The sequence below is a fragment of the Bacillus sp. DHT2 genome (assembly GCF_026241455.1).
Lineage (GTDB): Bacteria > Bacillota > Bacilli > Bacillales > Bacillaceae_G > Bacillus_A > Bacillus_A pseudomycoides.
In genome coordinates, this window is the sequence record NZ_JAPHWH010000005.1 from 294,821 (window position 1) to 320,012 (window position 25,192).

The following is a 25,192-nucleotide window of genomic DNA, read 5'->3' on the forward strand; positions in this document are numbered from 1 at the left end:
TATGAAACAAGGTTTACAAACTGCTTTTTCTTGTGCTTCCTTCCTTCTCTCCTATCCTGAAACAGGATGGAGAGAAGCTTTACCAGAACTACAAGAAACAATTGATACGATTACGCATGAAGAAATTCACACGTTGCTTACAGCTTTCATCAAACAAGCTCAAGAAAAAACAAACGATCAACTCATTGATTCTTACGTATATACATTCGACTTTGGAAAGAAAACAAATATGTATCTCACTTACATGAACACAGGTGAACAAAGAGAGCGTGGAATTGAATTATTAGAGCTAAAACAACACTATCAAAAAGCTGGCTTTGCGGTAACAGATAAAGAACTACCTGATTATCTACCGCTTCTACTTGAGTTTCTCGCAAACGCAAATGAAGAAGATAGCGAACCAATTATGAGTAGATACACGAAAGATATACAAGCATTGCACGGACAGTTAAAAGAAGCAAATTGTATGTACGAACCAATTCTTGCTGCCATTCTCCTCGCCATCGATGCCTGGGGAGTACAAGCGAATTAGAAAGGAGTGTCGTCAAAATGATGGATCAATTTTTATGGGTGCTGTTCCCCTATATCATTTTCGCAATCTTTATCGGTGGACACATTTTCAGATACAACTATGATCAATTTGGCTGGACATCAAAATCTAGCGAACTATTAGAGAAGAAAATGCTCCGAATCGGAAGTTTACTCTTTCACTTTGGCATTATGTTTGTAATCGGTGGACACATCATGGGAATATTAATACCAGAATTTGTATATACCTCTTTTGGTATTTCTGAGCATATGTATCATATAGTCGCTATCGGCTTCGGTCTTCCTGCAGGAATTGCTTCAATTGTTGGTTTAGTGATTTTAATGTATCGTCGCTTTACAGTAAAACGCATTATCGCAACAAGTACAAAAGGAGATTATGTCGCCCTCGTCCTCTTGTTCATTGTAATGTTAGCAGGTCTATCCTCTACATTTTTCAATATTGATGCAAAAGGATTTGATTATCGAACAACAATTGGTCCATGGTTCCGCAGCCTCTTTGTTTTTCAGCCGAAAGCAGAATATATGGCAGAAGTACCTATTTGGTTTAAAATCCATATCATTGCAGCGATGGGGCTCTTTGCAACATGGCCATTTACAAGACTTGTACATGTCTTTAGCGTTCCAGTGAAATATTTACGACGCAGTTATGTTATTTATCGAAAAAGACAACCTATTGAATCTGAAAAAGCAAAAATCCAATAAAAAATAGCACCTATCCTATAAAAATAAGATAGGTGCTATTTTATTTTTCCGTTAATCTTCCATATTCATTTTACTATTTATTCGGATTCCAAGCACCATTACTTTCGAAATAGTACTTTACTCCTTTAATGAGTTGCCAACCTGTTTGCATTGCCCCACTTCCGTTGAAGTAGTACCATTTTCCATCAATTGCTTGCCAACCTGTTTGCATTGCTCCGCTTCCGTTGAAGTAGTACCATGTGCCGCTAATTGCTTGCCAGCCTGTTTGCATTGCTCCGCTTCCGTTGAAGTAGTACCATGTGCCGCTAATTGCTTGCCAGCCTGTTTGCATTGCTCCGCTTCCGTTGAAGTAATACCATGTCGTACCTACTTGTTGCCAGCCTGTTTGCATTGCTCCATTTCCGTTAAAGTAATACCATATCGTACCTACTTGTTGCCAACCTTTCGCTTTCGTTCCATTTTGATCATAGAAATACCACTTTCCATTATCTTGTTTCCAATTGTTATGATAATGGTATTCTCCTGTTTCAAGCCCATATTTCCCACAGTTTGTTCGGCAAGTATGTCCACCATTTTTGTCCAATCCACCAGGGCTTGCATAAGCAGCTGTCGTTGATCCCATAATTGTTAGACCAACTGCCATCACTAAAACTTTCATATTCTTTTTCATAGATTCACTTTCCCCTTCTCTCTATCTATTTATCTATCAAGCATTATTATATGATAACCGAATGATATTAATAAAGAATTGTGTTTTTTACATATTATAAAAATATAAATTCCCAGACTTCTAATATTCTCTATCTACTAAAATAATGCGTTTCCTTTTATAAATCGTTTTACTACGGCAGTATCTGACACTAACCCAAATAAATAGTGATTTTATATTATTACTAGGTGAACCTCTTGTTTCTATTACAACAAAGGTATTGAACATCCAATTTATCCCGCTATCTGCAGGCAGCAAGCCCCCACCTTTTCCCTCTCCTTGTTCTCCTTGACAACCATATGTACGAAAAAGGCGTAAACAATGAAAAAATAAGAAAATCCCCTACTTTTAGTAGAGGACTCTTTCTATAAACCTGGTACAGAATCCAAGCTATCCGCATTCGGAACAGCTTGCATAGTACCTGACGTGTTGGCACTTGGAGCGGTATTCGTGCTCATACTTGTTCCAATCGCTGAACCTTTCGTATACGTCGTTGTCACTACATCCCCTGGGTTCAAGCAAAGATTTGTTGCCGTTCCTATTACAGTCACAACATCAATACAAGTTGGCCCTGTTGCTCCACTATATGTCTTTGATGCAACAAATGAAGTATCCCGCAAGTTATCCCCCGTAAATAAATTCCCATAGTTATTTACAATCACAAACTCTTTAATATTTGCCGGCATGACCAGTCAACCTTTCTGTTATGAACCTAATGTTAATTCACTTGTTTCTAGTGGTGGAAGGAATTCTGGCGTCCTAGGAGTAACTGACGGCATCCGTTTTCCATTCAAAAAAGTAGCGATGCTCGATCCACCAGAACCAGCATATATTTTCAAAGCAGCAAATGGTTCAATAGTATAACAATCACCTACATTAACAGCTCCTGTGTTATTAACAATCTTTATTTTACGAATTCGCGCACTCACCATCCTCCCTCCTTTCTATATAAATCGATTATAATCGCAGGAATTGTTGCTCACTCATATGCGAAAAACAATTCTTGTATACACTGTATGCAAAAGAAAAAAACTTGAAACAGACGCGTTTCAAGTTTTAAAAATGAATTATTGAATTTCACCTTCATATTGCAGCATACCGCCGACCATATTCACTGTTTTAAACCCTTGTTCATTTAAATAATGACATACATTTTCACTGCGCATTCCTGATCGACAAATAAAAATATACTCATTTTCTTTATCAAAGAATTCTACTTTATTTGGAATATCACCCATTTTAATATGTACAGCTTCTGGAATTTTCCCTTGTGCTACTTCCTCATCTTCACGTACATCTACTAAAAATAACGTTTCCCCGTTTTCTAAGCGCTCTTGCACTTCTTCTGTTGTAATTGTTTTTACTTCTGTCATATGTCGTTCCTCCTTAATATAATTAAAACTTTAACGTATTTCCGAAAGAAGTCCCCACTTCAAAACGCGTTCGTATTTAAGTGAAGGGTAGTTGACGTAGTAAATTTTTTCTCTACTCATCTATTCATCACCAATTTTAGCATGGAAAATTACGAACGCAAAGAAGTGAAAATTCCCTCATTTGCATTATTCCTCAACTCATTTGTGAATTTATTACATTTACAAATCTACCTCTCACATTGTATCCTCAATATACTTGTTTTACGAAAGGAGTCGATCGACATGACACTTTTTCTTTTCATTATAGGTCTCATTTTTTTAATTTTCGCTATCATTTCACTCGGTATATTTAACAAAAGAAGACCCACACGATCCTCTCAAGAACGAGCATTCTTTTATTTATTACTTAGTATCGCTTGCCTTGGATTATGCATTGCTACATACGTCTTCCGTTTAAAAATCATCTAAAAAGAAGGTGCTCGCTTAACGGCTCGCACCTTTTTTCACACATTGCTATATATTTATTTCAATTTTTCAAGCGTATAAGTCGCGGCTCCGAAGAACCAAAAGTGACCGCTACTTGTTTTCTCTCTTTGTTTTCACTTGGCACGGGGCAGAAAAAAGGGGCTGATCGCTTCTATGCATGGCCAAATGCTCTCTTCCACCTAAAGATTAGGTTTTATGTGCTTTTTTCAATTTGCACTTATACAAACACTCTTCTCTTTAAAAACTCATCCACTTTCTTTTCAAATAAATGAACATCAAATACACCAGCCATATGGCCATTAATACTTTCAATCTCATAAACCTCTGCGTATTTCCCTTGTTTCTGGAGCAGCTCTACCATTTTATAATTATAACGAGAAGGTTGCAGTAAATCTTGTTTACACGGAATCATAAGCACATCTGCCTCTATTTGAGAAAGTGCCCCTTCTAAAGAGGAAAAACCGTGTGCAAGATCATGTAATAACGTTGCTTTCGCTGTATACATCCATGAATTCGCATCCACAAAAGTAATATTTTGAAGTGTCAATGCATTTATATTTTGTTCAAATGAAGTCCGTGCTGAGAAATTCTCATAAGGTAGCGTTTCCGCACTATTACGCAGAAATGTCGTTTCATAATACTGAGCATCAAACCCATTTATAAACATCATTTTCCCTGCTAAATGCAGCCCTTTCGTCGGCTGTTCATCCCCATAATTTCCATCATTCCATTTTGGATCTAACTGAATAGCTTCAATTGCATTTTGCAGAACATTAACCGATGTCACAACCGGATTTTGCGGATTCGTAATTACACCAATCATTCGCTCTACCATATGGGGATAACGAACAGCCCATTGCTGCGCAATCATTCCACCAGCTGATGGTCCGATTACCGCATGTAACCTTGTAATTCCCATTGCATTCACTAATTCATATTGCACACGTGCTACATCTAAAAATGTAAATACTGGAAACCCCATCCCATATTCAGATCCCGTTATTGGATTAACTGACTTTGGTCCCGTTGTAATCACGTAAGGATTTTTCACTTGTACATTACAAAGATTATCGGTACATATCACAAAATAGCGATCGGTATCAATTGCTTTACCCGGTCCAATCAGTCCGTCCCACCAACCAGGAATGAGATCTTGCTCCGTATATTTTCCTGCCGCATGGCTTGTTGCACTAAAATAATGACAGACTAAAATCGCATTTGATTTTTCCCGATTTAATTTACCGTACGTCTCATATCCAATCTGAACAGGGATCTTTATGCCATTTTCAAATGTAAACTTTTTTAAATGAAAGCTTTCTTTTTTTACATACATCATAAATTTCTACTCCATTGTAAATACGTCATTATATATCAATCCTCCATAACAAATCTATCCCGTTTACCAAAACACTTTTACGTTTCCAAAAGAAACCCTTCTTTTAACAAAAAGGATTTTTGATTCCCCATAAACATGTGCATAATATACAAAATACGCCATAAACTAACATTATCTTACATGAGTTAAAGAGGGAATACGTATGATATGGAAATGGTTTCGAAAGAAAAAAAAATCAAGTAAAACAGATTCAAAAGAGCAAAATCAAACTACTAAACAAGAGGAACAAACACAAAACAAACAACATCAATCTGCTCAAGGTACTAAACAAGACGCGCAAACACAAAACAAACAACATCAATCTGCTCAAGGTACTAAACAAGACGCGCAAACACAAAACAAACAACATCAATCTGCCCAAGCTACTAAACAAGACCAGCAAACACAAAACAAACAACATCAATCTGCTCAAGGTACTAAACAAGACGCGCAAACACAAAACAAACAACATCAATTTGCCCAAGCTACTAAACAAGACCAGCAAACACAAAACAAACAACATCAATCTGCACAAGCTACTAAACAAGACCAGCAAACACCAGGCAAGCAGCAAAATAATAGTAGCAATAGCATTTATGATTTCAGTAAACCCGAGAAAGAAAAGGTTCACTCTCTTCAAGATTTATTAGAAAACCTAAAAACATCTAGTGATTTTGTAAGTTATCACACATCAGATGATGAAACAATGCCGTATTGGATTTCTTATTACCGGCCATCGCTTGATGGTGAAAAATTACAAAAGTATTTAATGCCAGCTTTATTAGAGCATACGTGTTCTACATTAGAAGAATTAAAAGAGCATATTCCAATGAGCGGAATTACGATCACAAATGATCTTCAAAAAATCGAAGATATGGTTTTAAAAGGGCACGCTATCGTACAGTTACATGAACAAGATCAAAAATGTATCTTAGCAAATATCACAATTGATAATTATCGGGCGCCATCTATTCCATTAAATGAATCTACAGTTATTGGTCCACAAGAGGGATTTGTAGAGGATCTTGATACGAATCTTAACTTAGTACGGAAACGCCTTCCAGTGTTAGCACTACAAACAAAAGAGGTTATCATTGGGACATTCTCTAAAACAAAAGTTGTCATGATGTATTTAGAGAACCTTGCTGAAAAAGACAGTGTTGATTATTTAGAAGAGTCACTTCGTACAATTGAATACGATCAAATCAACGACAGTTCCTATATTCAAGAATTGATGGGAGAAAAATCAATCTTCCCACTATTTATTAATACAGAACGTACAGACCGAGTAACGACCGCATTAATTGATGGAAAAATCGCTATTTTTGTAGATGGTTCACCGAGCGTCTTACTCACTCCTGTTTCATACTTTGATTTTTTTGTTTCGCCAGAGGATTACAACGTATCTTGGCTTTACGCTACGTTTTCAAGATTTTTACGACTCATTGCTGTTCTGTTTTCCATCTGCGCAGCACCATTATATGTTGCCATTTTAAGTTATCATTACGAATTAATTCCAAGCGATTTACTCGAAACATTAATTTTATCAAGAGCACAAGTTCCTTTCCCACCTTTAATAGAAGCACTCTTTCTAGAACTGGTTATTGATTTACTTAGAGAGGCTGGGGCTAGACTACCAATGAAAGTAGGCCAAACACTCGGTATTGTAGGCGGTATCGTAATCGGACAAGCATCTGTACAAGCAGGACTAACAAGTAATATTTTATTAATCATTGTCGCCTTATCCGCGTTAGCTTCCTTTATCACACCGATTTATAAGATGGGGAACGCAGTTCGCTTACTACGATTCCCATTCCTTTTATTTGCAGAATTAGGTGGACTATTCGGAATTTCACTAGGTTTTATCTTTTTATTTACTCATCTATTCAGGCTTTCTTCTTTACAGAAACCATTCGCGCTCTTTTATCCAGCAAGGCGACAATCACTAAAAGACTCTTGGATTCGGTTTCCATTATCTATGATTGATACAAGAGATATTCAAGCAAGGCCGCAACACGTAAAAAAATCAGCACATGGGATTTCAACAAAACATACATCTGATTTTGATGAATAAGAAACGAGGTGCACATATGAGTAAAGTCAAAACAAAATATCAAATATCTCCTATCTTTGTTTTCTTCTTGATTCATAGTGCACAGTTCGGCGCTGGAGTTCTCGGATTTGCACGCATTATCGCCAAAGCTGCGGGCTACGACGCTTGGATTGGTGTTCTCATCACAGGAATCATCATTCACATTCTCGTTTGGATGATGTATTACTTATTAAAAAATACAGAAGGCAACCTAATAGACCTTCATCACCAAACCTTTGGAAAGTGGCTCGGTAATGGCATTAATATTGTATTCATGCTGTATTTTTTGGTTGCGAGTATATCCGTTGTTCGAACGTATGTTGAGATTGTTCAAGTATGGATGTTTCCTACCGGGTCCACTTGGATGTTCACCGCCTTTTTATGTTTATTAAGTTACTACATCATCTCATCAGGATTCCGCATCATCACTGGTATCTGTGTCGTTTCAATTAGTGGGACACTAGGTTATATTTTTCTTAGCCTATTTATGTTCAAGTACGCGCATTGGGAAAATTTACTTCCTGTTTTTACGCATTCTTTGGGAAATATTTTAAAAGCATCCCAATTGTCAATTTATACTATGACGGGCTTTGAAATTTTTCTTATGGCATACCCATTTGTGAAGAATCCCGAGAAATCTCATAAATTTGCACAATATGGTGTATTATTCTCTAACATTTTATATTTATTTAGCACGATTTTGGCATTCGCTTTTTTTAGCGAAAAACAGTTATCAAAAACAATTTGGTCTCAGCTTTCCATGACACAAGTTATTCAATTACCCTTTATCGAACGACTAGAGTACATTGCCATCTCCGGCTATGCACTTGTAATTCTTACAAGTTTTATTCTTCCATTATGGGCTGCTACAAGAGGAACACATGAAATCTTTCATGTAAAGCAAAAATACATTTTACTTTCTTTCATGTTCATTACAATTATTGTGTCACAACTTTTAACAAACAGGCATGATATCAACGATTTTATTAGTCATACTTCCAAAGTTAGTCTTTGGCTTATATATGTTTACATCCCAATCTTATTTCTTATCGTGTGGGTGAAAAGAAAATGGAAAAAATCAAGAAAAAACTAATTCTTCTTTCATGTATTTGTTTATTCATCATAACAGGCTGTTTGCAAAAAAATATTGTTGATGATGTTCAGTTAATTCAAGGGGTTGTTTTTGATACAGCAAAAAATAATAAAATAAAGGTAACATCGGTTTGTCCGGTGCAGCGAAAAGGAAATAAAGTACAGGTCTTTGAAGGAATAGCAAATGCCGTTAAACAAGTAAAAGCTGATACTTCTTTGGAATCTTCTCAACCATTTGCAAGCGGACAAATGCGCGTTGCTTTATTTACTACAAGAATTGCAAAAAAAGGATTGTCGACCTCCTTTGATACCCTGATTCGCGATGTCAGCATCGGAAACTCAGTGTATGTTGGATTATTAGAAGGAAATGGACCTGAGCTATTAAAAGGAAAATATACAACTTCTTCTAATGTGGCTATCTATATAAAAAAAATGTTAGAGCATAACATGCAAACTGGCCCCGTACCAACTGATAATTTACATTTAGGTGCATTTCGTTATTATCGTGAAGGCCAAGACTCTTATATGCCTATCCTAAAAAAGAGTAAAGACAAAATCAAAATCACTGGCATTGGACTTTTAAAAAAGGATAAGTATGTCGGAAAAATTGATCGACAAGATATGTTCGTATTTAAGGGGTTATTGGAAAAACATCGGTTAGATTCACACGAATTTAAAAGTAATAATGGATATGTAATGATCAATAATATACGCTCCAAGCCAACGTATACTGTAAATATAAAAGCTGGAAAGCCTTCCTTTTTAATTAAAGTAAAAATAGATGCACGTATCTTAGAACTTTCGAAACAAGTAAACCTAGAAAATAAACAGAACACAAAAAAAATATCACAAGAAGTTGAAAAAAGCTTAAATACTGAAGCCACAAAACTCATCAAAAAATTAAAATCTTTAAATGTTGATCCTCTTGGGCTAGGAGCTAAATTTAGACAACACTATCGACCATTTAAATTAGCAGAATGGAAAAAAATGTACAAAGACGTTCCTATCACAGTAAAATATGAAGTTGATATTTCAAACTCCGGTGTAATCGAATAATATGAAATATAGTTTCCTCAAAATGTCAGATAATGATTGAACTCCTCTTCCGGGCATGATACAACGGAGAGAGGAGTTTTTTGATAATACTTACATAAAGAAAAAAGATATTTACGGGGGAGCTTATGTCTAAAAAGTTAGTAAAACCTATTTTAAATGGTATTCTGTTTCTCGGCGTCTTTTTATTTGCTCATACATACTTAAAAAATGTTTCATTTACACGTTATTTACTTGTTGTCGTACCGACACTACTTGTTGGGATGTTCGGAATTGATCTCGCTTTATCATTTTTAATAAAGAAAGAAGAGTAGGGAAAGAACATCTTATTTTATAAGGTGTTTTTTTTATTAAACAATCTCCTTATGTTACAATAAAGTTCGGCACAAAACGTGAAAGGATGAAACAACATGGCTAACGAAAAAGGTTTAGATAAAGGATATGAACTTGTTGCAAAAATGCACGAGGTATTTGGACACCCTGTTACAGATGTACCAACAAAATTAACAGAAGAACGCGCAAAAATTCGCGCAAGCTTTATGCAAGAAGAGTTAGAGGAATTTTTAGAAGCTAATACTGTAGAAGATCAATATGATGCGTTAATTGACCTTATCTATTTCGCATTTGGAACATTTGCAGAAATGGGAGTTCGTCCCGATAAAGGCTTTGAAATTGTAAACAATGCAAATATGGCAAAACTATTCCCTGACGGAAAACCACGTTTCCGTGAAGGCGATGGCAAAATTTTAAAACCAGAAGGCTGGCAAGCACCAGAACCACAGTTACGTGCTGAAATTGAGCGTCAACGCCAAGAAGCATTAGCAAAAGCAGGGAAATAAGATTGAATAGGCTACCATTCGCGGGAAGTTAAGCCCCGCACTTATGTCTTATTTTTTCGAGCGAACTATATGTCGTGTCGAAACGCCGATATATCTGAAAAAGGAGCTCTCTTTATGAAGAGAGCTCCTTTTTGTTTATCCCGCATTAACGGGCAGTAATACCCCCACCTCAAAATTCGGTGAAAGCAAAGAAGTTAGGTGAGAGATAAACTGCCCGTAAAAGCCCGATTGGTGAGGGCTAATAATCAGTGGGGATGAAGAAAACCCCCACTGATTAAAGTTTCACTTTATTTTTTCTTCTTTTCTGTCGGTTGACTTTGTTTAGCGAAATTAGATGAATCATCGAAATTCGGTTGCTTTTTACCAGCATTATTACTTCTACCTTTTCCCATATGTAATGCACCTCCTCTCCTCCTTACTATTCCCAAAATAAAAAATCCCCTTGCGTACAAGAGAATTTTTTTATGTTTTTCATTTACTCTATTAGTGTCCGTGTCCAGCATGCCCTGCCGCGCCCGCTGTTCCTGCAGTACTTCCTGCACTTCCCGCTCCGCCATACCATGTTTGATGTTGTTGACCATGGTGTTGATGCTGGCCATGGTGTTGATGCTGACCATGATGTTGATGCTGACCATGGTGTTGATGCTGACCATGGTGTTGATGCTGGCCATGGTGTTGATGCTGACCATGGTGTTGATGCTGACCATGGTGTTGATGCTGACCATGGTGTTGTGTTTGATATAAAACAGCCTGTGGATGAATTTGATGGTGACCATGATGATGTACTTGTTGCTGATGATGACCGTGTTGCTGATGATGACCGTGTTGCTGGTGGTGACCGTGTTGCTGGTGGTGACCGTGTTGCTGGTGGTGACCGTGTTGCTGGTGGTGACCATGATGTTGGTGGTGACCGTGATGTTGGTGGTGACCATGATGTTGGTGGTGACCGTGATGTTGGTGGTGACCGTGATGGACGTGATGGACGTGATGACCATGAATCATTTGTGGACCTACTCCTCCTACTAGAATAGGAGCAACACCACCAAATCCTGGTTGCGGACCAACTGGTGCAGGGAAGCCAGATTGTGCCCCGCCTACAAATGTTGGAAATGTAGTTGGTGCCCCTACAGGAACTCCACCTTGTGCTCCTCCTACAAATGCCGGAAATGTAGTTGGTGCCCCTACAGGAACTCCACCTTGTGCTCCTCCTACAAATGCCGGAAATGTAGTTGGTACTCCTATAGGAACTCCACCCTGCGCTCCTCCCACGAATGTTGGCATTCCTGTTTGCGCTCCAGCTACAGATGTAGGAACTCCTTCTGATGATCCGCCCATCCATGTTGGGTTCCCACCATATCCTTGTTGTCCAGCTCCTCCCATTAGCATTTGTGCATAGCCATCCTCACCTATCATAAAGCCGTGCGGTGCATTATTATCCATCCCTTTCATTTCTTTCACCTCTTTCTCTCAATTTAACCTGCCTTTGTTATCATATTTCTCATACAAGAATAGGTGTTTGTCTATAAGGGAATTCCACTCATTTTTCAGTTGTCTAAAAAAAAGAGCAGCCCTCTCATAAGGACTGCTCTTTCCTATTAATTTGCAACGATATTAACAAGTTTTCCAGGAACAACAATTACTTTACGAACTGTTTTCCCTTCAATTTGTTCTTTCACTACTTCGATAGCAAGTTGTTCCATTTCTTCTTTTGATGCGTCTTTTTTCGTTTTCAGTTTCGCACGAACTTTCCCCATAACTTGAACAACGATTTCAACTTCATCTTCTACAAGTTTAGACTCATCAAATGTTGGCCAGCTTGCATATGTGATTGTTTCACTGTGTCCAAGCTTGCTCCAAAGTTCTTCCGCAACGTGCGGTGCAACTGGTGCAATCATTTTCACGAAACCTTCTACATATTCTTTCGGAAGTACTTCTGTTTTATATGCATCGTTAATGAACATCATCATTTGAGAAATCGCAGTGTTAAAGCGAAGCTCTGCATAGTCTTCTGTAACTTTCTTCACTGTTTGATGGTATGCTTTCTCAAGTTCTTGATTAGAGGCATCTGTGATTTTCTCACTTAGTTCACCGTTATCTTGAACAAATAGACGCCATACACGATCTAAGAAACGACGAGCTCCGTCAAGACCATTTTCAGACCAAGCAATTGAAGCATCTAATGGTCCCATGAACATTTCGTAAAGACGAAGTGTATCTGCACCATGGCTTGCTACGATATCATCAGGGTTTACAACATTCCCTTTTGATTTACTCATTTTCTCGTTATTTTCACCTAGAATCATACCTTGGTTAAATAATTGTTGGAATGGCTCTTTCGTTGGAACCACACCGATATCATATAATACTTTATGCCAGAAACGAGCATATAGTAAGTGAAGTACAGCGTGCTCTGCACCGCCGATATAAATATCAACTGGAAGCCATTGTTTTACTTTTTCAGGATCTACAAGTGCTTCGCTGTTGTTTGGATCGATGTAACGTAGGTAGTACCAGCAGCTACCAGCCCATTGCGGCATTGTATTTGTTTCACGACGACCTTTTTTACCAGTCTCAGGATCGACAACATTTACCCACTCTTCGATGTTTGCAAGTGGTGATTCACCTGTACCAGATGGACGAATGTTTTCTGTTTTTGGAAGAACTAATGGTAATTCTTCTTCTTTCACAGCTGTCATTGTGCCATCTTCCCAATGGATAACTGGAATTGGCTCACCCCAGTAACGTTGACGACTGAATAACCAGTCACGAAGACGGTATGTTACTTTTTGATTTCCTGCACTTGTTACTTCAAGCCATTCAATCATTTTTGCAATTGCTTCTTCTTTATTTAGACCATCAAGAAATGCTGAGTTTACGTGTGGACCATCACCTGTATATACTTCTTTCGTGATGTCTCCGCCTTTTACAACTTCTTTCATTGGAAGGCTAAATACTTGTGCAAACTCATAATCACGCTCATCGTGGGCTGGAACTGCCATTACAGCACCTGTTCCGTAAGTTGCAAGTACATAGTCAGCAATCCATATTGGTAATTTCTCACCGTTTACTGGGTTAATTGCATAAGCACCAGTAAATACGCCTGTTTTTTCTTTCGCAAGTTCTGTACGCTCTAAATCACTTTTCGCTTTTACAGAATCAATGTACGCTTCTACTGCTTCTTTTTGATCCGCAGTTGTAATTTCTGCAACAAGCGCATGCTCTGGAGCAAGTACACAGTAAGTTGCACCAAATAGTGTATCAGGACGCGTTGTGAAGACTGTAAACTTCTCATCTGTACCATCGATGTTAAAGTGTACTTCTGCACCTTCAGAACGACCGATCCAGTTACGTTGCATATCTTTTAAGCTTTCCGGCCAATCAAGATCATCTAAATCTTCAAGTAGACGATCTGCATATGCAGTGATTTTTAACATCCATTGTTTCATCGGACGACGCTCAACAGGATGTCCACCGCGCTCACTCTTACCGTCGATAACTTCTTCGTTCGCAAGTACTGTACCAAGTGCTGGGCACCAGTTTACAGGTATTTCATCTACGTAAGCTAATCCTTTTTCAAATAGCTGTAAGAAGATCCATTGTGTCCATTTGTAGTAGTTTGGATCTGTTGTATTTACTTCACGGTCCCAATCATAAGAGAAGCCAAGTGCTTTAATTTGGTTACGGAACGTGTTAATGTTTTTCTCTGTAAATTCTGCTGGGCTATTTCCAGTATCAAGTGCATATTGCTCTGCTGGAAGACCAAATGCATCCCATCCCATTGGATGAAGAACGTTATATCCTTGCATACGTTTCATACGAGATAAAATATCCGTTGCTGTATATCCTTCTGGATGTCCTACGTGTAGCCCAGCTCCTGATGGATATGGGAACATATCTAGTGCATAAAATTTTGGTTTTTCTGTCTCATCTGGCGTGCGGAATGTTTTATTCTCTTCCCAATACGCTTGCCACTTCTTCTCAATTTCTTGATGATTAAAGCTCATGAGATATCCTCCATTCAAATTGTATTTATTTTCACCGCCTAAAATACAAAAAACCTCTCATCCCTAGAAAGGGACGAGAGGTTATAGATTCCCGCGGTACCACCCTAAATTAATGTAATAAAGGATGTTCAAAACGTTCGGTAAAGATAGCTGTCGCATTTCTTTATCTTCCTTTTGAACAAGCACTAATATATACATTCGCTTAGATCCGTAACGTGGATAGACGGCAATTGCTACTTTGGTTCACAACTGCAACTCAAAGGCGAGTTCATAACGAAACGTGGATTGACTTGCACCAACCGTCAACTCTCTAAACCAGCTTCTATTACTACTACTCCTTCTCACTGTTATTACAAGTATGAGTTAATTTAAATATATTCTAAAACATGTTACATGTTCCGTCAAACTAAACTGCAATTTTTTCTTCTACTGTTTCTTCCACTTTCACTCGTTTATCATAAATGCTCGTTGCGATAAGCGCTACTACAAGCATTACCATGATTGCTATAAACAATACTTCCATATTGTATAAGTCAACAATTGCTCCGCCAACAACTGGGCCAAACATTTTCCCAACAGTCGCTGCGCTATTTACAACACCTTGATAAAAACCGAGCTTATCATTTGGTGCAAGGATATTCGCAATCGTTGGAACAGCTGGCCAAACAAATAATTCACCAATTGTTAATGTCACCATCGCGACAAGGAACATGGTAAATTGCTGTGCTTGACTAAGTACAATAAATGACACTGCAAAAATGCCGATTCCGATCATAATTTGTTGTTTCAAAGAACGCTTCATCGCACGAATAATCGTACTTACTAATGGCTGCGCACAAACAATCATCGCCCCGTTTATCGTCCATAACAGGCTGTAATGACGAAGGCTAATATTTAATTCCTGCATATGTGTCGCAATCGCACCTTGCCATTGTACATATGTAACCCAGCATAAAGCATATGCTACACATACGATAAGAAGTGCCTTGAATCCTGGGGTAAGTGACCAACCTTTTTTCTTTCCTTCTTTTACTTCTACACTCTTATCTTTCTGATCTTCCATACCACGGAATCCGATAAAAGCAATTAAGAAGAAAATAAAGTATAAAATAAAGTTCGCTAAGAAAATATAATCAAAACGATAAGAAGCAACTAAACCACCGCACGCTGTACCAACAGCGATTCCAACGTTTTGTCCAACATACATCGCATTAAATGCTCTCCGTCCGCCTTCTGGCCAAACCGTACCAACCATCGCATACATCGATGGAAAGACCATACCAGAACCGAATCCAATTAACGCAAGCCACACAACATATAATGGCCAACCATGGAAGAATACAAGACCTAAAATCGCTAATAGTGTAATCACAATTCCTACTAAAATCGACTTATATCCGCCCCATTTATCAAATAAAACACCGCCGAGTAAGTTACCAATTACTCCTGTTAACGAGTTAATCATTAATACCATTCCGGCCACAGATAACGATTTTCCTAAATGATCATGTAAATAAATTGTATTAAATGGCCATAAAAAAGAAGCACCCGTGACATTAATAATCATCCCAGCTACTAATAGCCATACTTTCCTTGGCATAGTTTCCCCTCCTATTCTGTTTTTTTCGTTCTATACATAACAGTAAAATTGTAGTCGTTTTTAAATAGGAAGGCAACTGATTAATAGTTGGTGAAATTCAGATAATGATATTTAAATGAAAAAGAAAAAATACCGAGCACCCTCTGCTCGGTATTTTCTAACTCTTAGTCCTCTTTCGGAAGAACAATTCCTTTATACAATTGAACTGTAATGAAGTAGTAAATTGTGTAAATGACCACGAAAATTACAATTGGTAACCAAATACGGAAATACGGGTCAATTAAGATAAATCCGAAAATATTCATACCAACTAACACGTGAACAATACCGACAATCGCTGGGAATAAGAATACTAAGAATAATTCTTTATAGATAGACTTCGTTAATAATTCACGGCGAACACCGATTTTACGAAGCATTTGGTAACGTGTAATATCGCTTGATGCACCCGATAGAATTTTAAACATTAAACAACTTGCCATCATTGCTAAGAAAGCAATTCCTAGGAAGAGCCCCATAAATACTGTTCCACTAGCGATGCCGTAAAATCCAGTATAAAACTGGTTCTTACTTTGCAAGGAATTTTCTTTTACATTTTTATATTTAACTAGCTGCAACTCGTCAATTTTTTTCCACTCTTTTTTATATGTTAAGAAATCACCTACTTTTCCAAGTAATGCAACGCCCTCTTTACCTTGCAAACCATCATACATTTTTTGGTCTACAATTTTAATTGTTTGATTAGGGGATACATAAATTGGATGAATCGTGCTTAATGCCTGATCCCACTCCTTTGGAATCACATTATCAGATTTTTCTTGACCGGAACTCGAAATCGCACCTACTGGCAGTTCTTCAGAAACTCGTTTCACTTTACCAATATCTTTCATTCCTTTAAAATCTTTTAAATCTTGTATTAAAGGACGATTTTTCTCTAAATCTTCTTTTAAATAATAGACATATTTATCGTCTGTTTTGTAACGATATTCACTTTTCTCTTTAAATGTAATACCATCTAAAATTTTCTTCTCTTCGGCTATTGGATTATGAATCGCAACATCATAAATTGCCAAACCATCGACAGTAAGCATAACGTTATTTTTGAACGCCATACCGCCTGAAATCGCACCCGCTCCAAGCGCCACTAACATCGCTACTGTAGCTAGTACTTTTGTTAAGCTATTGATGCGGAAATTTAACTGTGCAAATGTAAAAGCATTAAGTCCTTTTTCAGTACGCTTTTTATTACTCTTTAGCTTTTTAATAATAAGCGGAAGGAATGTTCCAAATAACATGTAAGTTCCGGACGTTACAGTGATTAATGCAATAATAACCCCCATTTGCGCCAACTTACCCATGTAAATCATAGAAGCATAGCCGATTGCTAATAGAATAATTCCAACGAATGCAGCTATAACAGTCTTTACTCCTGCTTTAGAAACACGATCTGTTTTAGAATCAGCATGAACCAGTTGTAGAACCGTAATACGTGATAATTTGATACTATTCATAATTGCTGATAAAACAAATAGTACTAAGAAGAAAATACATGTAACAAGCATAGATGGAACATAAAATGCATGATAGCCACCTGCAGTAAATTCAAGCTGTTGCATAAGTAGTTTACCAATTCCTTGCGCGAGCCCTACACCGACTGCAATACCAACTACAAGAGATGCTGCTCCTAATACAATAGTTTCAATAAACATAAGCAGTGTCACCTTATGCTTTTTGGCTCCTAACATCATATACATACCAAATTCTTTTTGACGAAGTGATAGCAAGAAAGAATTAGCATATAAAATATAGAAGAATGTAATGATAGCTAATAGTACCGCACCAGCATGGAAGACGAATTGAATACTACTGATTACAGAATTCGCCTCAATAAACGCTTTATTCAATGCTAACGTTTGGAACATGTAAAAGATCGAAATTGACATTACAAGACCAACAAGTAAGACAATGTAATCTTTCAGCTTACTTTTCAGTCCTGACATAGAAAGCTTAAATAACATGTCTGAACCTCCTTTCTTATGCTTTTTGTGTGCCTAAGTCTGCAAGCACATCTAAAATTTCTTTATAGAACGCTTCGCGCGTACCACCGCGGTGAATTTCTTTGTATAACTCGCCGTCTTGAATGAATAAAATACGCTGACAGTAACTTGCGCTATATGGATCGTGGGTAACCATCATAATCGATACACCTTGTTCTTCATTTAAGTTTGTCATTGCATCTAAAAGACTCGTTGCATTTTTAGAATCAAGCGCTCCTGTTGGCTCGTCTCCTAAAATGATCGCTGGCTCATGTACAAGCGCACGCGCTGCTGCTGAACGCTGTTTTTGTCCACCAGATACTTCAGATGGGTACTTTTGAAGTATTTCTGAAATTCCTAACATTTCAGCTACCTTTTCTACTTTCGGTCCAATCTTACGTGATGGAACGCCTTGCAAAGAAAGTGGCAGAGCAATATTTTCATAGATTGATAAGTTTTCTAATAAGTTAAAGTCTTGGAAGATGAATCCTAACTTTTGTGAGCGAAAATCAGATAGTTCTCCTTGCTTCATTTTTGTAATATCTGTACCTGCAATTTCAACAACGCCGCCCGTTGCTTTATCCAATGTTGAAATTACATTTAATAACGTTGTTTTCCCTGAACCAGATGGTCCCATGATTCCAACGAATTCACCTTCTTGAATCGAAAACGATACACCTTTTAAGGCATGTGATTGGCTCTCGCCTTTTTTACCGTATACTTTTTGGACGTTTTTTACGTCTACAACTGGTTTGCTCATCCTATATCCTCCTACAATTGTTTTTCCATTTCCTAGTTTGTACCATTTCTGCATCATCTACCATTGTTTAACATTACATTTACCTTACACTTTTGTAATACAAATGCTTATTTTTCATTTTTTTAGAACCATATCAATAGATTCATTCCATTCAATTTCATAGAAAAAATCACATTAAAAACGTGTTACCTTGCTAACATTTACATTCGGATATACATCGACATTCTTTATTTTCATAGTATTGTTCATCTATATCCCTTCCCCTTCACATTTTCCTTAACATGCTTTTTATAAACAAACCAATACATCCAAAAATTTAAATGTCCACCTATTAACATACCATATATTACCATAAATAACGATAAAAAATTCGTAATATTCAGCAATTCAGATTATAATGCCACACAAAAAGCTGAGCCCATGTAAGCTCAGCTTTTCCTTTTATTGTTTTAACCTTTTAAAACGAATTCATTGCCTTCATTATCGTTAAAGATAGAGAATGTACCCCAAGGCATTTTATTTGGCTCTTGTGTAAATTCTACCCCGTTCTTCTTCATTGTTTCATACGTTTCTGTCATATTTTCTGTTACGAACACGATTGATGCTTTTAGCCCATTTGCATTTGGCATCATTGTTTTGGGATAAATGACTAAGTGCGAACGTGTGCCTTTTGGTCCTACTTCAATCCAGCTTGCGTTTGGTCCCATTGGATCGTTACGATATACTTCAAATCCCGCTTTCTCTGTCCAAAATTCAAGTGCCTGTTGTTGATCATCTACGTAAATCGCTACTGTGCCGATATGTGCAATCATTATTTCTTCCTCCGTTACTATTCTTACTTGAAACTTAATTATAACGGAGAGATTCAAAAATACAAAAAGCTGCTCCATTTCTGAAGCAGTTTTTTCTCCAACATTATTTTTTTAAAGGCGTAACTGTCCAATACGTAATCACACGCCAAATTTATTCGAATGGCCCCATCTTGAAAAACTTCATCTAGATGACACTGAAAATAATTTAGATTGTATAAATTGCGATACATACATATAGAGTCTGCATATACATCAGGTTTCCTGTAAAATTAAACAAGCGACCTGGCTTACTCTGATTGCTTTGATTTTTGTGGTTGTCCTTTTTTACGATTACGCTGTTTTGCTTGTACCACTGGATCGAGTTCATTTGAGAACTCAGCGTTATGTCCATTTTGCGTTTTTTGCTCTGGGTTATTTTGATCTGAGCGCTTTGCCATTACATTCACTCCTTATTAGTGCGGTGTAATAATCATTTGGTGCTGTAATTGACGAACTGCCATACGTGCACGATTTAATTGCTCACGTTGTTCATCATTCGCATGTTGCTGCATAATTTGTAAATCATTATAAGCTTGTTCTAATTGTAATTGTGCATCAGAATACTCCATTGTATTGTAATGCTCTTGTCTACTTCCGATATCTAATTGCTCTTTTGCATATTCTATAGCTTGCTCTGCTTGCGTAATGTATTCTTCAAGTGATTGACGCTCTGCCATGATGTAGCCTCCTTGCCTTTAGTTCTCCCTTAGTGTGTCCCTTCCATATCGACCTTATGAGTATGTTATAATGGATTTTGTTTCATTTTAGGCTTTAGGAGGGATATGTAATGAAGGTTCAAAACCCTTTTCCATATACAAATGACAATAAACGTTACCATACGTGGAATTATCACTTACGAAAAGAGTACGGCGAAAAAATCTTTAAAGTTTCATTAGACGCTGGATTTGATTGCCCAAACCGTGATGGCACAGTTGCATACGGCGGATGCACATTTTGCAGCGCTGCTGGTTCTGGTGACTTTGCTGGCGATCGCCGCGATGATGTTGTAACGCAGTATCATGAAATGAAAGAAAAAATGCACTCGAAGTGGAAAGATGGAAAGTGTATCGCTTATTTCCAAGCATACACCAATACGCATGCTCCATTAGAAATGCTAAAAGAAAAATTCGAACCGCTGTTGGCAGAAAAAGATGTTGTTGGTCTTTCAATCGCAACTCGTCCCGACTGTTTACCTGACGATGTCGTTGAATATTTAGCTGATTTAAATAAACGCACGTATCTTTGGGTTGAACTTGGACTGCAAACCGTTCATGAGCGCACTGCGAACCTCATTAACCGTGCTCATGATTATCCATCATATGTAGAAGGTGTAAACAAACTTCGTAAGCATGGCATTAAAGTATGCTCCCATATTATTAATGGGCTTCCGCTTGAAGACTACGACATGATGATGGAAACTGCACGTGAAGTCGCAAAACTTGATGTACAAGGTATTAAAATTCACTTACTTCATTTATTAAAAGGAACACCAATGGTGAAGCAATATGAAAAAGGACAGTTAGAATTCCTTTCTCTTGAAGATTATGTCAGTCTTGTTGTGGACCAACTTGAAATCATTCCAGCAGATGTCATTGTGCACCGCATCACAGGTGACGGTCCACCTGACTTAATGATTGGTCCAATGTGGAGCTTAAATAAATGGGAAGTATTAAATTCCATCGATGCGGAATTTATACGCCGCGGAAGCTGGCAAGGAAAATATGCAAATGAGGTGAAACCCGTATGAAATTAGAACGTGTATTACCGTTTGCACGCACGCTTTTGCAAACAGCTATCAAAGAAGGTGATTATGCTGTAGACGCAACACTTGGCAACGGTCACGATACTTGTTTTTTAGCGGAGATTGTTGGCGAACACGGGAAAGTATTCGGATTTGATATTCAGCGTAAAGCAATTGAAAGTTCGGCTACTCACCTAAAAGAAAGAGGACTTGAAGAACGAACTGTTCTCGTTCATGATAGCCACGATACTTTGTTATCTGTATTACCAGAAGAAGCAAAAGGCAAGGTAACCGGAGCCATTTTCAACTTAGGTTACCTTCCTGGCGGTGACAAGCATATCGTTACAAAACCAAATTCAACGATAGCTGCTATCGAACAATTATTAGAAGTCATGGCACCAGAAGGCATCATCGTCCTAGTCATTTATCATGGACATCCAGAAGGACAAGTCGAGCGCGATGCTGTCCTGCAATTCGCCGAAGAGCTGGATCAAAAACAAGCTCACGTACTTCGTTACGGCTTCATCAACCAACAAAATAACCCGCCATTTATTGTGGCGATTGAGAAACGCTAAATATATCGGCGATTCAACAAGGATCGTTATAAAAAAACGTGCATGTGCTGCACGTTTTTTTATTGTTCCGAGAATAAAATATACCATATAATGGATGTGCGAAATCTATAAAGAAGGAGGCAATCATTTTGTTATTAGAACGAAAGGAAATACAAAAGGCCGATGGCAAACAACTGCTACTAAAAGACATTCATTTATCTATTCCAAAAGGACAGGCGGTTGCCATTATCGGTGGCAATGGTACTGGAAAAAGTACTTTACTCAAAATGATTGCTTCCATTCATCTCAAAAAAGAAATGCCGGAACTATTATCGGTTTTTCCACCTATCAATAGTTTTCTGATGTTTGGACAATATGAACATCATTTGCTTGTTCACGTGCTTTGGCTTACTGCATGAGCACTTGCATATTCATTTGTTTTAATGAGTTTGTTTCTTTATCTTGTACGAAAAAGAAGGAACATGTAGACGAAAACAAGAATTTCTAAATTTAGATTATGAAATCAGGAGGATATACAACAATGATTGGAATACTAGCAGGAATGGGGCCGAAATCCACAGGCCCCTTCGTTGATACAGTAGTTGAGCAATGCCAAAAAGTATACGGTGCGAAACATGATATGGATTTTCCTCATATGATGATTTATTCCTGTCCAACACCTTTTTATATGGATAAACCTATTGATCATAAAGCTATGGAAAATGCTATTATAAATGGCGCACAAAAACTTGAAAACACAGGTGTCGATTTTATTGCCATGCCTTGTAATACAGCGCACTTATATTTTTATGAATTACAAAATTTAATTTCAGTTCCCATTTTAAATATGGTGGATGAGACGATAAAAGAAATACCCGATCACGTAAGGAAAGTAGCTCTCTTAGCAACCGATGCGACTGTTCAATCCGGTATATATCAAGATGGGATTGCAAAACGTGGTATGGACTATATACATAAAAATAGCTGGCAAACGGCTATCACTCAAATTATCTCAAACATAAAAATAGGAGACTTGCCTGACGCAACTAAATCATGGCGTACACTTTGCATAGAATTAGCTGAAACGGTAGATGGAGTTATTATAGCTTGTACAGATTTAAACGTTGTATTAAACACCGGAGCACACAGCCTTTATTTAGTGGATTCATCAGCTTGCCTTGCGAAGGCAGTGGTGAATGAATACTTATCCAACAAAAAAGTATAGAAGGAGAATTCCATGCAAATAGAAAACATCCCTTTTGAAATGGGCTATACATTCGATGAAAATCTCCGCGAAAAACCACTATCCCTTGCTGAAATGAAGCAAGGGATTACATTTTTAAAAACAAATTTAGCTCATTCAGATATATCATATGCGAAGCAATGCAGTTTAATCGGTGTTTACGACCGAATCGTAGGAAACCTTTCTGAGAGCAAATACTACTTACAAAAGGCCATAGAAAGATATGAAGCCTTACAACATACGCAAGGAATTTTTATTAACAAACTTCGCCTTGCTCATGTATATCATTGGGAAAGTGACTTTGAAAAAGCAAATGAAATCTTTGCTGAACTCTTTCATATGTTGCACCAAAATGATTTAACAAATTACGAAGATTTTCTCTATCAACATTACGGAAAAAGTAAACTAGATGAAGGAGATCTGAATGTAGCTTTACCTTACTTTCAAAAAGCACTCCAAATTCGAATAAAAAAAGGAAATGAAGAACTTATTCGCTCGACAGAACTATGTATCCAACATTGTTCCTCGCGCCTATAAATATATCAACCCCTCGACAGAAATCGCTAAAAAGACGTGCACATGCTGCACGTCTTTTTTATATGCCCCTAAAACTTTTAACATTTTTCACAATTCTTTCAAAGTAATCACACTTTATCCCGATATATTAAATGAGCATTCATTTTATAAAAGGTTGGACGGAGGATTTAAAATATGAAAAAGAATCGATCGCTTCATTATATTTTCTGGAGGTGGCATTTTTACGCCGGTCTCTTCATAGCACCACTACTCATTACTTTATCACTCAGTGGCATTGGTTATTTGTTTCGAGAGGAAGTTGAGAATTTCATCTATAAAGATTTATATTTTGGAAATAGTAGGCAAACAGAATCTCTTTCTATGTCTGAATCCATTTCAACAACAGAAAAGAAATATCCTCACTATAACGTGACGAAAATTAGCTATTTTAAAGATGATCATAATACAAGACTCACAATGGCAAATGAATATACAGGTGATCAGAAGTATGTTTACTTAGATAAACATAACCAAATTGTTGGGGATCAAAATGCTGATGCAACGTTTGCAAATATTATGCGAGAATTACATAGCTCTCTTCTAGTAGGCGGTACCGTTGTAAACTACTTAGTCGAACTAGCCGCTTGCTGGACGATTTTTTTAATTGTTACTGGTTTATATATGAGTATAAAACGCTTCAAGAAACCCCCAGTATCAAACGCTAGAGAGAGATCCAAACGACTTCATAGCATAATCGGTATTGTATTTACAATTCCACTCGTTCTCTTAGTACTAACAGGATTACCTTGGTCTGCTTTCATGGGAAAACAAATTTATAACATAGCAACTTCCAATGAATCACTAGGATATCCGAAATTATATATGGCTCCTCCAGAGTCTAAGTTTAAAGAGTTACCGTGGGCGACTAGACAAGAAACACCGCCACAATCAGATTCAAACGAACAGACAGCTCTTTCAATTGATGAGTTAGAGAAATCTATTCAAATTGAAAAACCATATGTCATTTCATTACCAAATGAGCCAAAAGGAGTATTCACTATTTCAAAATCTAGCGGTTCTGGTATTACAGGAATGCACGTATCACCAAATGAAGAGATTACTGCTTATTTTGATCAATATAGCGGCACTCTCATTTCAAAAATTGACTATCGTGATTATGGCTTATTTGCACAGTGGTTTTCTTATGGCATCCCCCTTCATGAAGGACATTTATTTGGATGGCCAAACAAAATACTATGCTTACTTACAACCTTGTCCTTACTATTCCTCATTTATTTCGGTGTTAAAATGTGGCTAGCAAGAAAGCCACAAGGTAAGGTGGGAGCACCATCAAAACAAAAGGATAAAAAAAGCATATTTGCCTTTATACTTATTATGATTTTATTAGGAATTGTCATGCCTTTATTCGGTTTATCTGTTCTTATTATTTTTGTAGTTGAGTTTTTACTATATCTATTCTCTAAAATACGGGTAAAAAAAGTATAGAAAAAAGCATTTGTACAATTCATCTTGTACAAATGCTTTTTATTTATGACCAATTTTTTCTTTCTCTCACGAATTAAAAAAAGAACATCACCAAAAATCAATATAGAAAAA

General features: G+C 37.3%; 25 protein-coding genes, 2 pseudogenes and 1 other annotated feature. Of the genes and pseudogenes, 13 read left to right on the forward strand and 14 right to left on the reverse strand.

Annotated features, from left to right (window positions below):
- The first annotated feature begins 1 nt into the window (after position 1).
- Together narJ and narI are read left to right on the forward strand one after the other, a co-directional pair.
- Positions 2-532, forward strand: coding sequence for a nitrate reductase molybdenum cofactor assembly chaperone (gene narJ, locus ORL93_RS14980; protein WP_003201180.1), 531 nt, complete (start codon positions 2-4; stop codon positions 530-532).
- Between the two features lie 17 nt (positions 533-549).
- Positions 550-1,251, forward strand: a complete 702-nt coding sequence (gene narI, locus ORL93_RS14985; protein ID WP_144568868.1) for a respiratory nitrate reductase subunit gamma — start codon at positions 550-552, stop codon at positions 1,249-1,251.
- Between the two features lie 73 nt (positions 1,252-1,324).
- On the opposite strand, the gene ORL93_RS14990 is transcribed toward narI, so the two are convergent.
- The 5 genes from ORL93_RS14990 to ORL93_RS15015 form a co-directional block, all read right to left on the reverse strand.
- On the reverse strand, positions 1,325-1,921 hold the full coding sequence (locus tag ORL93_RS14990) for a YHYH domain-containing protein (RefSeq protein WP_265959166.1): 597 nt from the start codon (positions 1,919-1,921) through the stop codon (positions 1,325-1,327).
- Positions 1,922-2,325: 404 nt separating this feature from the next.
- Positions 2,326-2,646: a hypothetical protein gene (locus ORL93_RS14995; RefSeq protein WP_003201175.1), complete on the reverse strand. Its 321-nt coding sequence runs from the start codon at positions 2,644-2,646 to the stop codon at positions 2,326-2,328.
- Positions 2,647-2,664: 18 nt separating this feature from the next.
- Positions 2,665-2,892: a spore germination protein gene (locus tag ORL93_RS15000; RefSeq protein ID WP_003201173.1), complete on the reverse strand. Its 228-nt coding sequence runs from the start codon at positions 2,890-2,892 to the stop codon at positions 2,665-2,667.
- 135 nt (positions 2,893-3,027) lie between these two features.
- Positions 3,028-3,333, reverse strand: coding sequence for a rhodanese-like domain-containing protein (locus ORL93_RS15005; protein ID WP_003201171.1), 306 nt, complete (start codon positions 3,331-3,333; stop codon positions 3,028-3,030).
- A 703-nt stretch (positions 3,334-4,036) separates the two neighbouring features.
- Positions 4,037-5,155, reverse strand: coding sequence for a homoserine O-acetyltransferase family protein (locus ORL93_RS15015; RefSeq protein ID WP_097795427.1), 1,119 nt, complete (start codon positions 5,153-5,155; stop codon positions 4,037-4,039).
- Between the two features lie 202 nt (positions 5,156-5,357).
- Between ORL93_RS15015 and ORL93_RS15020 the strand changes: the two genes are divergently transcribed.
- The 5 genes from ORL93_RS15020 to ORL93_RS15040 all read left to right on the forward strand — a co-directional run bounded on the left by ORL93_RS15020 (position 5,358) and on the right by ORL93_RS15040 (position 10,270).
- Positions 5,358-7,268, forward strand: a complete 1,911-nt coding sequence (locus ORL93_RS15020) for a spore germination protein (RefSeq protein ID WP_265959167.1) — start codon at positions 5,358-5,360, stop codon at positions 7,266-7,268.
- 16 nt (positions 7,269-7,284) lie between these two features.
- Positions 7,285-8,379, forward strand: coding sequence for a spore germination protein (locus tag ORL93_RS15025; protein WP_097794265.1), 1,095 nt, complete (start codon positions 7,285-7,287; stop codon positions 8,377-8,379).
- The gene (locus tag ORL93_RS15030) at positions 8,355-9,434 is read left to right on the forward strand and encodes a Ger(x)C family spore germination protein (protein ID WP_097794264.1); all 1,080 of its coding nucleotides are present in this window, start codon (positions 8,355-8,357) and stop codon (positions 9,432-9,434) included. The genes ORL93_RS15025 and ORL93_RS15030 overlap by 25 nt, the downstream gene beginning before the upstream one ends.
- Before the next feature lie 125 nt (positions 9,435-9,559).
- Positions 9,560-9,745, forward strand: coding sequence for a hypothetical protein (locus ORL93_RS15035; RefSeq protein ID WP_003201353.1), 186 nt, complete (start codon positions 9,560-9,562; stop codon positions 9,743-9,745).
- A gap of 96 nt (positions 9,746-9,841) precedes the next feature.
- Complete coding sequence (locus tag ORL93_RS15040) at positions 9,842-10,270, forward strand: pyrophosphohydrolase domain-containing protein (RefSeq protein ID WP_003201351.1); 429 nt, start codon at positions 9,842-9,844, stop codon at positions 10,268-10,270.
- A gap of 483 nt (positions 10,271-10,753) precedes the next feature.
- Here the strand turns inward: ORL93_RS15040 and ORL93_RS15045 are convergent, their stop codons facing one another.
- The 9 genes and pseudogenes from ORL93_RS15045 to ORL93_RS15085 all read right to left on the reverse strand — a co-directional run bounded on the left by ORL93_RS15045 (position 10,754) and on the right by ORL93_RS15085 (position 20,198).
- A complete protein-coding gene (locus tag ORL93_RS15045; protein WP_265959168.1) occupies positions 10,754-11,719 on the reverse strand; it encodes a hypothetical protein in 966 nt (321 codons plus the stop codon).
- 146 nt (positions 11,720-11,865) lie between these two features.
- A complete protein-coding gene (gene leuS, locus ORL93_RS15050; RefSeq protein ID WP_018782090.1) occupies positions 11,866-14,274 on the reverse strand; it encodes a leucine--tRNA ligase in 2,409 nt (802 codons plus the stop codon).
- Positions 14,275-14,340: 66 nt separating this feature from the next.
- Positions 14,341-14,628 (reverse strand) — a binding site (T-box leader).
- Positions 14,629-14,680: 52 nt separating this feature from the next.
- A complete protein-coding gene (locus tag ORL93_RS15055; protein WP_003201342.1) occupies positions 14,681-15,874 on the reverse strand; it encodes an MDR family MFS transporter in 1,194 nt (397 codons plus the stop codon).
- 164 nt (positions 15,875-16,038) lie between these two features.
- Entirely contained in the window at positions 16,039-17,892 is a 1,854-nt protein-coding gene (locus ORL93_RS15060) for an FtsX-like permease family protein (RefSeq protein ID WP_097794262.1), read from the reverse strand.
- Between the two features lie 16 nt (positions 17,893-17,908).
- Entirely contained in the window at positions 17,909-18,670 is a 762-nt protein-coding gene (locus ORL93_RS15065; RefSeq protein WP_018782089.1) for an ABC transporter ATP-binding protein, read from the reverse strand.
- A gap of 449 nt (positions 18,671-19,119) precedes the next feature.
- Positions 19,120-19,482, reverse strand: a complete 363-nt coding sequence (locus ORL93_RS15070; RefSeq protein WP_097794261.1) for a VOC family protein — start codon at positions 19,480-19,482, stop codon at positions 19,120-19,122.
- Positions 19,483-19,633: 151 nt separating this feature from the next.
- A pseudogene (locus ORL93_RS15075) lies at positions 19,634-19,765 on the reverse strand (DUF418 domain-containing protein); the annotation flags it as partial.
- A 4-nt stretch (positions 19,766-19,769) separates the two neighbouring features.
- The gene (locus ORL93_RS15080; RefSeq protein ID WP_003208774.1) at positions 19,770-19,919 is read right to left on the reverse strand and encodes a hypothetical protein; all 150 of its coding nucleotides are present in this window, start codon (positions 19,917-19,919) and stop codon (positions 19,770-19,772) included.
- Between the two features lie 15 nt (positions 19,920-19,934).
- Positions 19,935-20,198, reverse strand: a complete 264-nt coding sequence (locus ORL93_RS15085; protein ID WP_003208776.1) for a YtzC family protein — start codon at positions 20,196-20,198, stop codon at positions 19,935-19,937.
- A 110-nt stretch (positions 20,199-20,308) separates the two neighbouring features.
- Between ORL93_RS15085 and mnmL the strand changes: the two genes are divergently transcribed.
- The 6 genes and pseudogenes from mnmL to ORL93_RS15115 all read left to right on the forward strand — a co-directional run bounded on the left by mnmL (position 20,309) and on the right by ORL93_RS15115 (position 25,081).
- Positions 20,309-21,268 (forward strand): tRNA modification radical SAM protein MnmL/YtqA, encoded by a 960-nt coding sequence (gene mnmL / locus ORL93_RS15090; RefSeq protein ID WP_265959169.1) that lies wholly within the window; start codon positions 20,309-20,311, stop codon positions 21,266-21,268.
- Positions 21,265-21,837 carry a tRNA 5-(aminomethyl)-2-thiouridylate-methyltransferase MnmM gene (mnmM, locus tag ORL93_RS15095; RefSeq protein ID WP_097794260.1) on the forward strand — a complete coding sequence of 191 codons (573 nt, stop codon included), beginning with the start codon at positions 21,265-21,267 and terminating at the stop codon, positions 21,835-21,837. The genes mnmL and mnmM overlap by 4 nt, the downstream gene beginning before the upstream one ends.
- A gap of 128 nt (positions 21,838-21,965) precedes the next feature.
- A pseudogene (locus tag ORL93_RS15100) lies at positions 21,966-22,112 on the forward strand (ATP-binding cassette domain-containing protein); the annotation flags it as partial.
- A gap of 245 nt (positions 22,113-22,357) precedes the next feature.
- Entirely contained in the window at positions 22,358-23,041 is a 684-nt protein-coding gene (locus tag ORL93_RS15105) for an aspartate/glutamate racemase family protein (RefSeq protein WP_097794258.1), read from the forward strand.
- 12 nt (positions 23,042-23,053) lie between these two features.
- Entirely contained in the window at positions 23,054-23,596 is a 543-nt protein-coding gene (locus ORL93_RS15110; protein WP_097794257.1) for a hypothetical protein, read from the forward strand.
- Positions 23,597-23,770: 174 nt separating this feature from the next.
- Positions 23,771-25,081, forward strand: a complete 1,311-nt coding sequence (locus ORL93_RS15115; protein ID WP_003208782.1) for a PepSY-associated TM helix domain-containing protein — start codon at positions 23,771-23,773, stop codon at positions 25,079-25,081.
- Positions 25,082-25,192 lie beyond the last annotated feature (111 nt).

Bases quoted from the DNA above. Each gene is read 5' to 3' on its own strand.
- ORL93_RS15115 (WP_003208782.1), top strand. From the start codon at position 23,771: ATGAAAAAGAATCGATCGCTTCATTATATTTTCTGGAGGTGGCATTTT.
- ORL93_RS15000 (WP_003201173.1), bottom strand. From the start codon at position 2,892: ATGGTGAGTGCGCGAATTCGTAAAATAAAGATTGTTAATAACACAGGA.
- ORL93_RS15065 (WP_018782089.1), bottom strand. From the start codon at position 18,670: ATGAGCAAACCAGTTGTAGACGTAAAAAACGTCCAAAAAGTATACGGT.
- mnmL (WP_265959169.1), top strand. From the start codon at position 20,309: ATGAAGGTTCAAAACCCTTTTCCATATACAAATGACAATAAACGTTAC.
- ORL93_RS15030 (WP_097794264.1), top strand. From the start codon at position 8,355: ATGGAAAAAATCAAGAAAAAACTAATTCTTCTTTCATGTATTTGTTTA.
- ORL93_RS15005 (WP_003201171.1), bottom strand. From the start codon at position 3,333: ATGACAGAAGTAAAAACAATTACAACAGAAGAAGTGCAAGAGCGCTTA.
- ORL93_RS15105 (WP_097794258.1), top strand. From the start codon at position 22,358: ATGATTGGAATACTAGCAGGAATGGGGCCGAAATCCACAGGCCCCTTC.
- ORL93_RS15085 (WP_003208776.1), bottom strand. From the start codon at position 20,198: ATGGCAGAGCGTCAATCACTTGAAGAATACATTACGCAAGCAGAGCAA.
- ORL93_RS15060 (WP_097794262.1), bottom strand. From the start codon at position 17,892: ATGTTATTTAAGCTTTCTATGTCAGGACTGAAAAGTAAGCTGAAAGAT.
- ORL93_RS15035 (WP_003201353.1), top strand. From the start codon at position 9,560: ATGTCTAAAAAGTTAGTAAAACCTATTTTAAATGGTATTCTGTTTCTC.
- ORL93_RS15080 (WP_003208774.1), bottom strand. From the start codon at position 19,919: ATGGCAAAGCGCTCAGATCAAAATAACCCAGAGCAAAAAACGCAAAAT.
- leuS (WP_018782090.1), bottom strand. From the start codon at position 14,274: ATGAGCTTTAATCATCAAGAAATTGAGAAGAAGTGGCAAGCGTATTGG.
- ORL93_RS14995 (WP_003201175.1), bottom strand. From the start codon at position 2,646: ATGCCGGCAAATATTAAAGAGTTTGTGATTGTAAATAACTATGGGAAT.
- ORL93_RS15070 (WP_097794261.1), bottom strand. From the start codon at position 19,482: ATGATTGCACATATCGGCACAGTAGCGATTTACGTAGATGATCAACAA.
- ORL93_RS14990 (WP_265959166.1), bottom strand. From the start codon at position 1,921: ATGAAAAAGAATATGAAAGTTTTAGTGATGGCAGTTGGTCTAACAATT.
- ORL93_RS15045 (WP_265959168.1), bottom strand. From the start codon at position 11,719: ATGAAAGGGATGGATAATAATGCACCGCACGGCTTTATGATAGGTGAG.
- ORL93_RS15015 (WP_097795427.1), bottom strand. From the start codon at position 5,155: ATGATGTATGTAAAAAAAGAAAGCTTTCATTTAAAAAAGTTTACATTT.
- mnmM (WP_097794260.1), top strand. From the start codon at position 21,265: ATGAAATTAGAACGTGTATTACCGTTTGCACGCACGCTTTTGCAAACA.
- ORL93_RS15055 (WP_003201342.1), bottom strand. From the start codon at position 15,874: ATGCCAAGGAAAGTATGGCTATTAGTAGCTGGGATGATTATTAATGTC.
- ORL93_RS15020 (WP_265959167.1), top strand. From the start codon at position 5,358: ATGATATGGAAATGGTTTCGAAAGAAAAAAAAATCAAGTAAAACAGAT.
- ORL93_RS15110 (WP_097794257.1), top strand. From the start codon at position 23,054: ATGCAAATAGAAAACATCCCTTTTGAAATGGGCTATACATTCGATGAA.
- narI (WP_144568868.1), top strand. From the start codon at position 550: ATGATGGATCAATTTTTATGGGTGCTGTTCCCCTATATCATTTTCGCA.
- ORL93_RS15025 (WP_097794265.1), top strand. From the start codon at position 7,285: ATGAGTAAAGTCAAAACAAAATATCAAATATCTCCTATCTTTGTTTTC.
- narJ (WP_003201180.1), top strand. From the start codon at position 2: ATGAAACAAGGTTTACAAACTGCTTTTTCTTGTGCTTCCTTCCTTCTC.
- ORL93_RS15040 (WP_003201351.1), top strand. From the start codon at position 9,842: ATGGCTAACGAAAAAGGTTTAGATAAAGGATATGAACTTGTTGCAAAA.